7 protein-coding genes and 1 pseudogene are annotated in these 12,642 nt (G+C 48.4%); 5 read left to right on the top strand and 3 right to left on the bottom strand.

From position 1 onward, the window contains the following. Positions 1-87 precede the first annotated feature (87 nt). Positions 88-375, top strand: a complete 288-nt coding sequence (locus ACHZA1_RS16680; protein ID WP_320052997.1) for a hypothetical protein — start codon at positions 88-90, stop codon at positions 373-375. On the opposite strand, the gene ACHZA1_RS16675 is transcribed toward ACHZA1_RS16680, so the two are convergent. Both ACHZA1_RS16675 and ACHZA1_RS16670 read right to left on the bottom strand, forming a co-directional pair. Further along, complete coding sequence (locus tag ACHZA1_RS16675; RefSeq protein WP_320052996.1) at positions 372-1,106, bottom strand: SprT family zinc-dependent metalloprotease; 735 nt, start codon at positions 1,104-1,106, stop codon at positions 372-374. The genes ACHZA1_RS16680 and ACHZA1_RS16675 overlap by 4 nt on opposite strands. Continuing rightward, entirely contained in the window at positions 1,106-2,377 is a 1,272-nt protein-coding gene (locus ACHZA1_RS16670; protein ID WP_320052995.1) for an SPOR domain-containing protein, read from the bottom strand. Before ACHZA1_RS16670 ends, ACHZA1_RS16675 begins: the two co-directional genes overlap by 1 nt. 647 nt (positions 2,378-3,024) lie before the next feature. Between ACHZA1_RS16670 and ACHZA1_RS16665 the strand changes: the two genes are divergently transcribed. From ACHZA1_RS16665 to secA, 4 genes and pseudogenes are all read left to right on the top strand, one after another. After that, complete coding sequence (locus ACHZA1_RS16665; protein WP_320052994.1) at positions 3,025-4,263, top strand: hypothetical protein; 1,239 nt, start codon at positions 3,025-3,027, stop codon at positions 4,261-4,263. A 68-nt stretch (positions 4,264-4,331) separates the two neighbouring features. Then, positions 4,332-6,599, top strand: a complete 2,268-nt coding sequence (locus ACHZA1_RS16660; RefSeq protein WP_320052993.1) for a GAF domain-containing protein — start codon at positions 4,332-4,334, stop codon at positions 6,597-6,599. 125 nt (positions 6,600-6,724) lie between these two features. Further along, positions 6,725-8,522: pseudogene (locus tag ACHZA1_RS16655) on the top strand (DNA polymerase III subunit gamma/tau). Between the two features lie 159 nt (positions 8,523-8,681). After that, the gene (secA, locus tag ACHZA1_RS16650; RefSeq protein ID WP_320052992.1) at positions 8,682-11,978 is read left to right on the top strand and encodes a preprotein translocase subunit SecA; all 3,297 of its coding nucleotides are present in this window, start codon (positions 8,682-8,684) and stop codon (positions 11,976-11,978) included. Positions 11,979-12,159: 181 nt separating this feature from the next. Here secA and ACHZA1_RS16645 read toward each other — a convergent pair whose 3' ends face one another. After that, positions 12,160-12,564, bottom strand: coding sequence for a hypothetical protein (locus ACHZA1_RS16645; RefSeq protein WP_320052991.1), 405 nt, complete (start codon positions 12,562-12,564; stop codon positions 12,160-12,162). Positions 12,565-12,642 lie beyond the last annotated feature (78 nt).

Here is a 12,642-nt window from a genome sequence, read left to right as displayed (position 1 = left end):
TTGCAGCTTCATTTTTAACACTTTTAGATGTTGATTTAAAATAAAAAGAGTTTTACTTTAACCATATCAAATTTTCCCGAAGAAACCATGGCAAGTGTAAAACAGCTAAAGAAAAAGGTAAAGTCGCTTTGCGACAACGTGCAAAATGAATGCTACGTAGAGTTGCTATTTGGTACAAGCAATGAGGTTGAGCTAATATGGAGCATCATGTCCCGCTGCGATAAGCTCCAGCAGGAAACCATTCGAAAGATAAACTCGAAGGAGTCGAAGAGGCTTCCGGCAAAAGAGCGGAGGGCTTACTTCAAAACGCTTTCCGATAGCTTTTACAGCAAAACGATGGGGTTCATCAACGACATGAACACCATTATCCCCTAGAAGTAGCGCGTACTATAGTGCTTCATTTCCTTTGCAAGCATTTTTGCCTTGGCGCCTGTGTGCTTATCGAGCAATGCCCAGAAGCTTGGTCCGTGGTTCTTTTCCACCGTATGGCATAGCTCGTGAAGGATTACATAATCGACCAAATAATCGGGCAGCTGCATTAGGTAAACGCTGAGGTTGATGTTGTTCTGATGCGAGCAGCTGCCCCACCGCGACTTTATCTTCTTTACCGCAACGTTGCCGTAGGTAAATCCGCAGCCCGATGCCAGCTGCGCAACGCGCTGGGGGAACATTTCTTTTGCCTCCAACGTCCATGCCCGCTCGATAGCCTTTACCGTTATATCCTGCACGGTTGGGTGCTCGGTATCGACTCCTTCGGGAACTGATATCAGGATTTCGTTTTGCAGGATGCGGCACGAGACAACGCCCTTTTCTGCCGCATGCCGTACGAAGGTGAGGGTTCTCTTTTTCGTCCTAAACGAGGAGGACTCGTTGAACACCGTCTTCCGGGTTTCGAGGTTAGCCATCTTCTTCCTGGCCATCTCAATCCAATCGGCCTTTTGGAGCACAAAATGCTCGGCATCCTCGAACCTGACGCTGTAGGGCATGGTTACCACGACCCCCTTGAATGGCTTTACCACGATGGAGACGCGCCGTACCCCCTTCTTTTTCTGGTAGCAGACCTCTCCTACCTCGGCATACGTAACCACCTTCGCGCTTTTCTCCATTACTTTGAGCTTATCCATCCGTCAACCCCCAGCGATTTTGCGCGTTCCTGCTCCGCCTGCGCCTCCTCGTAGGTCTTGTAGGTTGCGGTTACCACCGAGTAAACGGTACTTCGATGAAGCACATGCCCCTTTATCTTCTTTTTTGCCAGGTTTTCTACGTGCTTGTCTGCACCTTCGCTGGTTTGGAACGAGCCGAGCACCACCACGTAGGTTTTACCGGCTGTGCTGGACGATTCCTTGGCTCCCTTTTTGGGGTCGGCGGCAGCAACCTTCTTGCTATCGGCTGACTTAGGGGCTTCCACCTTCTTGGCTGGCTCGGCATCCTTTACGGGCTTCTCCTGATCGGTGCTGGTGGGCTTGTTGACCGTTTTTTCTACCGTAGAGACAACCTGGTCGTCGATGGCATCCTGGGCAACCTCCTTGGCCTCCAGCTTCTCGGTTTCGGCAGCCTTCTGCTCCGAATCTATTGGATCGAGCACAATCTTTGGCTTTGAAGCGTCGGATTGGCTTCCGAAGATATCTGACCAGAAAAAGTTGAGCACGAAAAGCGCACCCGCAAGCAGAATAAAGCTAACCAGCAGCGCTTTTGGCTTTCGCCTTGGCGCGGTGGGGGTGCTTGTCTCGCTCGCGCGCGTCACTTGCTCCTGCTTCTTTTCCTCCTTGATCGGCTTCGATGGCCGGCTTTCCACCTTTTTCTCGGCCTTCACTTCGGCTGCGGCAGGCTTCTGCTCGATTTGCTCGAGGACAGGTTCAACCTCCTTACCCGTATCGGCTGCGGGGGCCTCCGCCTGCGAGGGCGAGAATATGATGTTGGGGATGGCGCTTGCCGCCTCCTCTACTGGCTTTCCGACCAGCTCGGGCTCCACCGGAGCGCTGGGGGCTACCTCGGCTACGGGCATGCTAGCAGCAGCCTTAACAGGTGCCTCCTCGGAAGGTGAGGTGATGGAGAATGCCGCATTCCCCTGCTTATCCTTGTAGAAGAAGCCCAGCCCAGGAATCTCGTAGGCCTTCTTATCGACGTTTAGGGCCGTCTTCACGGCCTCCACGAAGGCTGCCACCTGCAGGCGGGCATCGTCCTTAGGCAGCCCGTGCGCGTGGGCCAGCTCGCCCTCCAGAAAGCCATCGTTGTACTTCAGGAAGGGGCTAAACGTTATGTTTTCTTTCGTAAGGATGCTGCTAAGGGTGCTATCTTTTATCAGGAATGCGCCAAAATCGGGTATGATGACCCTTTTACCTTGCGATACGAGTGATTTGATGACAGTTCCTACCATTACTTTATTGCTATTACAGAGGTAAGCAAAGGTATTGTTTATTTCATTTTTTGGTGCAGCCTCGGAGCAGCGCCAAGCTAAAAAGTTAAAGCCACCCGAGCCGCTACCGCAATCGGCCCTGCCGCTGGTGCAACGGCGTATGACCGCTTCGCAATTGACCTTGGCCATGACGCAATGACATGTGGCAGTCTCGCAATCGAGTTTGGCCATGACGCAATGACATATGCCGGTCTCGCAATTGAGTTTAGCCATGACGCAATGGCATGTACCGGTCTCGCAATTGAGTTTAACCATGACGCAATGACATGTGGCGGTCTCGCAATTGAGCTTGGCCATAACGCAATGACATGTGGAGGCCTCGCAATCGAGCTTACCCCTGACGCAATCGCATCTGGCGCGAGCGCAATCGGCCTTAACCATAACGCAAAGGCATGTGGCGACTTCGCAATTGCATCTGCCGTAAACGCAACCGTATCTGACGCGAGCACAATCGACCCTGACCATAACGCAATGGCATGTGGCGGCTCCGCAATTGCACCTGCACCTAGCACAATCTGACCTAAAAACGCCCCCCGGGGATTCACCCGAAGGATTGGAGAAGTCCCTTTAAAGGATAACTTTGCAGCCTCCAATTAAAATCGTTAAGAATGGTAAAGAGACTTATGCTTACTGCCACCGCGGCCGTTTCCGCCTTTTGCGCCACCGCGCAGAGCGATGACATTAAGGTAAAGCTTTCGGGATTTGTGAAGGCCGACGGCTGGATAGACACCCGCAGGAATACCGATGGGGTCGACGGGCTATTCACCTACTTCCCGCTTGCCCCAGAGTACGACGCCGCCGGGAACGACCTGAATAAGGTGGCCACCACCAACACCACCGCCCTCTCCACTAGGCTCCGCGTTACCGCTGCTGGCCCCGACATCTTTGGGGCAAAAGCCAACGCCATTGTCGAGGCCGACTTCACCGGCACCACCGAGGTGTCCCTGCTCCGCCTCCGTCTGGCCAACCTAAACCTGACGTGGAGCCGCTCCACGCTGATCGTGGGCCAGGCGTGGCACCCGCTCAGCATCCCACAATTTCTGCCCCGGACGCTCTCGCTGAATACGGGCGCCCCCTTCCAGTGCTTCAGCCGCAACCCACAGGTTACCTATATATATAATGCTGGCAGCGGGGTTAAGCTGCTTGGCTCCATCAACTACCAGAGCGGCTACGAGAGCCTTGGCCCAAGCGGCAAGAGCTCCATCTACCTAAGGAACGCCGTGATCCCCAACCTCGACTTCCAGGTGAGCAAGACCTTCGGGAGATCGACCATCGGCCTCACCTACGACTTCAAGATGCTCCGCCCCAACGTGTACAACATGGCCCCCGACGGCAAAAAGTACCAAAACGACAACACCGTAAGCTCGCATGCGGTGCTGGGGTACTACAACTACACCTCCGAGAAGCTGTTTGTGATCGCCAAGCAGCTCTTCGGGCAAAACCTCACCGAGTTCCTGATGCAGGGCGGGTACGGTGTTTCTGAAATCGATCCAATTACAGGCGTTCAGCAATACGCACCGTCAAAGGGAACATCAATTCTAATCAACTTTAGCTACGGCACAAAGTACCGTATTGGTGGAACCTTTGGCTACCTAAGCAATAATGGTTTTACCAAAAATATAGTTGAAAATAAGGACCTAGTATACGGTCGTGCTTTAAACCTCAAGGAGATGATCCGCATTGCGCCCAGCTTCACCTACGCGTACAAGAACTTCACGCTGGGCGTCGAGGGCGAGCTCAACCGGGCCTACTGGGGTACTGCCGATTATAGCAACAAGGGGAAAGTGGCCAACGCAAAGGCCGTAAATGGGTTTAGATTTTTAACTTCTTTACAGTACAATTTCTAAGATTTAATTGAAGAATATTTTTTTCTTTGCATTAGAATATTCAAACCTATCCATCAAAAAAGTTTGTGATGAGGGATAACGCAACCATGCTTTCCAAAAAGTATGCCTTTTACCTGTTTTTAATTGGCTGTGGAATGTGGCTTTTGGCCATCGTCGTAGAGGCAATCGTAACCAACCAGGCCCTTTCGTTAGGCCTGATAGGTGACATCCATGCCCGAAGTATTTCTTTCCTATTTGTAGATATCCTGCCATTCGCGCTCGGGTTCTGCGGGTACCGCTGGGGCCTACGCACCGGTATGAAGGAGGATGCGCTCGCCGAGATTGTCGAGAAGGACAAGCAGCGCAACACCAAGCTCATTTCGCTTGTAGACGAGATCAAGAAGGGAAATTTTGAAGTCAGCAACGGCTTTGACAAGAAGGATCAGCTGATCACCTCGATCCTCGACCTCCGCGACTCCCTTAAGACCAGCACCGAGGAAGAGGGAATTCGCAAGAGCGAAGACGAGCAGCGCCACTGGGTCGCCCAAGGGCTTGCCAAGTTTGGCGAAATCCTTCGAGCCAACAACGATGATATGGCCGAGCTCTCGTACAACATCATCAGCCAGCTGGTGAAGTACGTTGGCGCCAACCAAGGAGGCCTCTACCTGCTTACCGAAAACGAGGAAGGCCAAAAGGTTTACGAGATGAAGGCCTGCTACGCCTACGAGCGCCGCAAGTTTGTCGAAAAGTTCATCAACCTAGGCGAGGGCCTCGTTGGCGCATGCGCCAAGGAAGGGAAGACCGTTAACCTTAAAAAGGTGCCCGACTCCTACCTATCCATCACCTCGGGGCTGGGGCATGCCAACCCCAAGTTCCTGCTGCTGGTTCCGCTGAAGTTCAACGACGAAACCCACGGCGTACTCGAAATAGCCTCGTTCAACGAGTTCAAGCCTCATGCAGTAGAATTCGTAGAGAAAGTTGCCGAGAGCATCGCGTCAACCATTGCCAACGTAAAGATCAACATCCGCACCGCCACGCTTCTCCGCGATTCGCAGGAGCAGGCCGAAATGCTCGCCTCGCAGGAGGAGGAGATGCGCCAGAATATGGAGGAGCTGCAGGCTACTCAGGAAGATTCCGTACGCCAAACCGAGCGCCTTTCCGGGTACATCAGCGCGCTAGACAGCGTGCACATGCGTGCAGAGTTCGACTCCGACGGAAACCTTGTTGCAGCCAACGAGCTCTTCCTCGAAAAGTTTGAAGTCCCCCACTTCGACGATGTCTACGAAAAGAATATCACCTCATTTATCCATCCCGATGCACTTGCCTCGTTCCGTAACAGCTGGGCAAACCTTGTAGCAGAGGACAAATGCCACGATGGCGAGCTGAAGTGCGTAAACTTCATCAACAAAACCATCTACCTGGTTACCTCCATGAGCCGCATAAACCGCAGCAGCGGAGAAATGGACAAGGTGCTTTTCCTTGCCCTTGAGGTTACAGAGCAGAAAAAGGAAGAACTCGAAATGAGGGCTGTAGTATCGGCGGTAAACACCTCGCTGCTTCAGGCCGAGCTCACCAATACCGGCGACCTGGTTGTGGTAAACGACAAGCTCAAAGCCGAGCTTGCCTACACAGATCCTCAAGCCATCTACAACATCAACGAATTCATCAACGACCTCGACAAGCCTCAGTTCGAAAAGGCTTGGATGAAGCTCATCAACCAAGGCTCCTTCGATGGAATCATCAACTTCACCAGCTTCGACGGGCAGGTAAAGGCGCTAGACGTCACCCTGATCGGCATCCGAAACTTTAACGACGACATCGTTAAGATTGTACTTATCGGCACCGACAAGTCGGCAATAAAGGCTGTCGAAGACAAGTACGCGCAGCTTCAGGAAACTACCGAGCAGCTCAAGAATACCCTTTCGAAGACCGAAGAGGAAATCAACCGAAAAGTTCGAGAGGTGCGCGAGCAGCTGGCCCATCAGTACAAGGAGGTTGAAAGAATCCGCATCCGTAACGATAAAACAGTTGACAACGCCCCTATCGCCATGGTATGCTTCAACTCGCAAGGCATCATCGAGGTATTCAACAAAAAGGCAGCAGAGCTATGGGGGTATCAACCTTCGGAGGTTATCAATACACCCGTAAGCAAACTATTCCCCAAGGAGCTCGTTCAGGGCGAAGGCTTCGTTAACGCCATCTGCGATGTGGATAAAATTAAGCCGCTCAACCAGAAGGAAAGCGTAAAGATTGAAGACAACACCAGCAAGAAGCAGGCAGCCTACATCACGCTTGCAGATGCTAGGGTAACCAAAGAGCATAACTACGTTGCCTACGTCGAGGTGCTAAGCAACTAGCAGTAATCCGGCAACAAATTGTTTCGATAAAAATAGCATAGGGTGGGAATTTAATCTCACCCTATATTTTTGAAATGCGGCATGGGTGACTATCTTTGTCGTGAACAAAGATTTTGGACAAAAGAATGGGAGAGTTTATTGTATCAGCGCGCAAATACCGTCCGGCAAGCTTCGACACCGTTGTTGGTCAAGGGTCTATCACATCAACCCTGAAAAATGCCATCCAACGAAAGCAGCTAGCGCACGCCTACCTATTCTGCGGTCCACGTGGTGTTGGAAAGACCACCTGCGCCCGCATCTTTGCCAAAACCATCAACTGCTTTAACCCAACCGCCGACATGGAGCCATGCGGCGAGTGCGAATCGTGCAAGGCCTTCAACGAAGGCCGCTCGTACAACATTCACGAGCTCGATGCCGCATCGAACAACTCGGTTGAAGATATCCGTACCCTGACCGATCAGGTGCGCATTCCCCCACAGATAGGCAAGTATAAGGTGTACATCATCGACGAGGTTCACATGCTCTCGTCGGGTGCGTTCAACGCGTTCCTTAAAACGCTGGAGGAACCACCAGCACATGCCATCTTTATCCTTGCCACCACCGAAAAGCATAAAATTCTACCCACCATTCTGTCGCGCTGTCAGATTTACGACTTCAACAGAATGGGGATTGAAGATACCGTAAAGCACCTTACCCAGATTGCCCAAAAGGAGGGCATAACTTTCGAGGAAGAGGCGCTAAACATTATTGCGCACAAGGCTGATGGTGCCATGCGCGACGCGCTGTCAATCTTCGACCAGGTGGTTGCATTTTGCGGCACCCACCTCAGCTACGCCAAGGTTATCGAAAACCTTAACGTGCTCGACTACGACTACTACTTCCAGCTAACCGACTCGTTCTTAGCAAAGGATCATGTCAAGGCCCTTGTGCTTTTCGACGAAATTCTAGCAAAGGGATTCGATGCACAACACTTTATAATTGGGCTTTGCATCCACTTCCGCGACCTGCTCGTTTGCAAAGACCCACAATCGACAAAGCTGCTCGAAGTTGGAGCCAGCATCGCCAACCGCTACAAAGATCAGGCTGCACGTTGCAGCGTCACCTACCTCTACGAGGCAATGGCGGCTGCCAATAAATGCGACGTTGGCTATCGAGCCAGCAGTAATCCCCGGCTCCATGTAGAACTTGCGCTGCTTCACCTTTGCTACATTGGTGAAGAAAAAAAAAATTAGCGAACGAAATCTAGGCGATCTAATGAGCGGTGTAGACACCGCTAGTTCTGTTCAAGTAACTCCAGCAAGCAATTCAGCGGCATCATCGCAGCCCCAAGCAAGCAGCACCAGAAGTGTACCTGCCCCAAAGCAGGAAGAGGCAAAACCTCAAGCACGTCCATCACTGCCATCGCTAAAGCGAACCCCTTCCTTCTCGGTTAAGGATGCAATCGCGGGGAAAGTAACCCCACCTGCACCTACCCCATCGTCAACAAACGATACAGGTGCCGACGCATCGGATAGCATTGATGAGGTTGAAGAGCCCTTCGAATCAATGGTAGAGGAGGTCGATTTCACACCCAAAAACATGGAACAGGTGTGGAATCGTTTTGCAAACCACATTAAAGCGTCAAGACCCCGAATCGGAAACGCCCTCCTCTCCAGCAAGCCCAACATTATTGACGATAACCACATCTCCTTCGACGTTGTAAATCAACAGCAAAAGGAAGAGATAATGACCATCTGCAACGAACTTGTCGGGTTTATTCGCAAATCGCTAGGAAGCCCAATGCTTGAACTTGAGTTTAATGTTGTAGAGGCAGATAGCACAAACTCACGCCCCTATACCATCGACGAGAAGTTTAAGTTTATGATCCAAAAGAATCCCGCTGTTCTGACGCTTAAACAAGCCCTAGGGCTCGATTTTGAATAATCCCTGAGAAACTTATTCTATTTTATTTTAAAAGAATTAGCTGTTCGATGCTGTACTTACAGCATTTAGAAGTGTACACTCGCTATTTTTGCTATCTTTGGTGCCGCTTACATTAAGCGAACAACTATTTGTGCTCAATAACAAAATATTATAGGTCTAATGAGTATAGTAAACGCTCTATTGAAAGCCTTTTTAGGAGGTAGTAAGTCTGATCGAGACATAAAGGAGGTTATGCCTTATGTTCAGAAGGCTTTGGAAATTTACCCCAGCCTTGCTCAAATTAGCAACGATGAGCTAAGGTTAAGAAGCAAAAGGCTTCGTGAAATCATCAAGGAAAGAATTTCTGAAGATGAAATTAAAATTGCTGATCTGAAGTTACAGATGGAATCGGATGCTATTAGCATCGAAGAGAAGGAAACAGTTTACACCCAAATTGACAAGCTAACCAAGCAGGTTGACGACACAATCGAGGTTGTCCTACTTGAGGTTCTACCTGAAGCCTTCGCCATTGTAAAGGAAACAGCTCGACGTTTTAAGGAAAGCACCGAGCTTGAAGTAACAGCCACCGATTTTGACCGCAATATAGCCGCAAAAAAGGAAAACGTAGTAATTAAAGGTGATAAGGCAATTTGGGCCAACAGCTGGATGGCTGGAGGAACTATGATTACCTGGGATATGGTGCACTACGATGTACAGCTTATTGGTGGTGTAGTTCTTCACAATGGCAAAATTGCCGAAATGACAACTGGTGAAGGTAAAACCCTTGTTGCTACCTTACCTGTATTCCTAAATGCACTTACCGGAAAGGGTGTTCACGTTGTAACCGTGAACGACTACCTTGCCCGACGCGACTCGGAATGGATGGGACCAATCTACGAATTCCACGAGTTATCGGTTGACTGCATCGACAAGTATGAGCCACACTCAGAGGCTCGCCGTGCCGCATACAACAGCGATATCACCTTTGGTACAAACAACGAGTTTGGCTTCGACTACCTTCGCGACAACATGTCGTTTAACCCAGAAGATCTCGTTCAGCGCAAGCATCACTTTGCCATCGTCGATGAGGTTGACTCCGTTCTTATTGATGATGCCCGTACTCCGCTGATCATTTCTGGTCCAGTTCCAAAGGGCGAAGATCAGCTATTTAACGAGTATAATCCCAATATAGAAAGGCTATACAACGTTCAGCAGAAATTGGCAACCCAGCTGCTTTCTGATGCAAAAAAGCTTATAACCGACGGAAACTCTGAAGAAGGTGGCAAACTTCTACTAAGAGCACATAAAGGGCTTCCTAAATACAAGCCATTAATTAAATACCTCAGCGAGCCAGGCGTTAAATCCCTGTTACTTAAAACTGAGAACTTCTACATGCAAGACAATAACAAGAACATGCACATCATCACCGATGATCTGTACTTTGTTATTGACGAAAAACAAAATTCTGTAGAATTAACCGACAAGGGGATTGACCTAATCTCTAAGTCTTTTGACGATAAGAGTTTCTTTATCCTCCCTGACATAGGAAGTATAATTGCAGATCTTGAGAAAAACATCCAAGATCCTACAGAAAAACTTGCTGCTAAGGATAGGCTACTCGAAGAATACGCCATCAAATCGGAGCGCGTACACACGGTTAACCAGCTGCTCAAAGCCTACGCGATGTTCGAAAAGGACACAGAATACGTGGTTATGGACAACAAGGTTAAAATTGTTGACGAGCAAACAGGACGTATCCTAGAAGGAAGGCGCTACTCTGATGGATTACACCAAGCAATTGAAGCAAAAGAAAAAGTTACTGTAGAAGCAGCAACTCAAACCTTTGCAACTGTTACCCTACAGAACTACTTCCGTATGTACCACAAGCTTGCAGGTATGACCGGTACTGCCGAAACTGAGGCAGGTGAGCTTTGGTCAATCTACAAGTTAGATGTAGTTGTGATCCCAACCAACCGCCCAATTGTCCGCAAGGATATGGAGGATATGGTTTACAAGACAAAGAGAGAAAAGTACAACGCTGTTATCGATGAGATTGATGTCCTTACCAAAGCAGGACGTCCAGTCCTTGTAGGAACAACCTCTGTAGAAATCTCGGAATTACTTTCGCGTATGCTTAAACTACGCGGCATTAAGCATAACGTACTTAACGCAAAGCAGCACCAACGCGAAGCCGAAATCGTAGCAGAAGCAGGACGTCCTAGTCAGGTAACTATTGCAACGAATATGGCAGGTCGTGGTACCGACATTAAGCTAGCCCCAGAGGTTAAGGAAGCTGGTGGTTTGGCAATTATTGGTACAGAACGCCACGAATCTCGCCGTGTAGACCGCCAGCTACGTGGTCGTGCAGGACGTCAAGGAGACCCAGGAACTTCGCTCTTCTACGTTTCGCTAGAAGATGACTTGATGCGTCTATTTGGCTCCGATAGAATGTCGAAAATGATGGATCGCCTTGGTCTAAAGGAGGGTGAAGTAATTCAACACTCTTGGATTTCAAAATCCATCGAGCGTGCTCAAAAGAAGGTTGAGGAGAATAACTTCGGTATTCGTAAGCGCTTGCTCGAATACGACGATGTGATGAATTCTCAACGTGAAGTTATCTACACCCGTCGCCGTCACGCATTAAACGGCGAACGCGTTGAAATAGATATCGACAACATGATGAGCGATTTCTCACTTACCATTGCCGAGCAAGTTCATGGTAAGATGAATTACGAGGATTATCAACTAGAACTCATCAGGCAACTCGGAATTGAAACCTCAATAACCGAAGAGGAATTCAAATCGCTAAGCGAGTCAGCACTTTCCGATCGTATTTACGAAAACATAAAGGGCGTATACGAACGTAAAACACAGCAAATAGCAGATCAGGCTTGGCCCGTAGTAAAGGATGTTTACGAACATCAGGCGGCTCAATACCAAAATATAGTTGTCCCAATTACCGATGGACATAAGGGCTTCAACATCCTTTCAAACCTCAAGAAAGCATACGAGTCAAAGGGTAAAGAGGTAATAAAGTCGTACTCCAAAACCATAATGCTGGTCACCATAGACGAGCACTGGATGGAGCACCTTCGTGAAATGGATGAATTAAAGCAATCCGTTCAGAATGCGACTTACGAGCAAAAAGATCCGCTTTTGATCTACAAGTTCGAGTCATACAACCTATTCCGCTCAATGCTCGAAAAGGTTAACCGCGACGTGCTTTCGTCACTGCTTCGTGGTCACATTCCATTCCGCGAAAACGAGGAGCAAAGACCTCAAATGCAGGAACAACACGAAAATCGCCAAAAGGTAGACCTTAACCGTTTAAGCACTAGCCGTAACGAACTATCATCGAACGCTAGCGAACCAAAGCACAACGAACCTGTAAAGGTTGGGAAGCAAATTGGTCGTAACGATCCTTGTCCTTGCGGAAGCGGCAAGAAGTACAAAGCTTGTCACGGTAAAAACGAATAGCATTTACCTACAAATAAAAAGAGAGGTCTGAAAATTACAGACCTCTCTTTGTTTAAATATGGAATAATTACTACAACGTTCGACGTTGAATAGTAAAACACATAAATAAAAGGACAGAGATTCACTTTTGAAAATCTGTCCTTTTTATTTTAGCAAATAAATAATACGGAGAAGAATCGAACTAAATTTTCTTACTATTAAAGTAATGAATAGAAGCATCTACCGACTTCCAATTTTTATTATTATCCAAAATAAAAGTGTGAGTTACCTCGATATTATTATCGATATGGTAAACAAGAGTAACTTCCGCTTGCACCTTATCATTCATGGTCATTTCAACATTCTGAACATGAACCATAGTCATGCTGCTATCTAGTTCCCTATTCAATTTAGCTTTCGAATAAATGAAGATAGGCTTCAAATTTCCATCGCCATCTTTTGAAAGAGCAGCCTTTACCTCGTTAGTAATTAAGGACTTTTGTAGGAAATAATTGCCTACTAGATTACTTTCTTTTGCTGTAATTGCACTTGCATAACTTCCAACCAGAATAAGCATTCCAATTAGAAAACATTTCATCGTTTTCATCACTATAATTGTTTTTGTAAAACAAAAAACTAATTCATTTAATCAATGAATGTAGATGAATTAAGATGTGCACAACTA

Source organism: uncultured Acetobacteroides sp. (assembly GCF_963667355.2).
GTDB lineage: Bacteria > Bacteroidota > Bacteroidia > Bacteroidales > ZOR0009 > Acetobacteroides.
This window is presented reverse-complemented; position numbering and strand designations above follow the sequence as displayed.

Bases quoted from the DNA above. Each gene is read 5' to 3' on its own strand.
- ACHZA1_RS16660 (WP_320052993.1), top strand. From the start codon at position 4,332: ATGAGGGATAACGCAACCATGCTTTCCAAAAAGTATGCCTTTTACCTG.
- secA (WP_320052992.1), top strand. From the start codon at position 8,682: ATGAGTATAGTAAACGCTCTATTGAAAGCCTTTTTAGGAGGTAGTAAG.
- ACHZA1_RS16665 (WP_320052994.1), top strand. From the start codon at position 3,025: ATGGTAAAGAGACTTATGCTTACTGCCACCGCGGCCGTTTCCGCCTTT.
- ACHZA1_RS16680 (WP_320052997.1), top strand. From the start codon at position 88: ATGGCAAGTGTAAAACAGCTAAAGAAAAAGGTAAAGTCGCTTTGCGAC.
- ACHZA1_RS16675 (WP_320052996.1), bottom strand. From the start codon at position 1,106: ATGGAGAAAAGCGCGAAGGTGGTTACGTATGCCGAGGTAGGAGAGGTC.
- ACHZA1_RS16670 (WP_320052995.1), bottom strand. From the start codon at position 2,377: ATGGTAGGAACTGTCATCAAATCACTCGTATCGCAAGGTAAAAGGGTC.
- ACHZA1_RS16645 (WP_320052991.1), bottom strand. From the start codon at position 12,564: ATGAAAACGATGAAATGTTTTCTAATTGGAATGCTTATTCTGGTTGGA.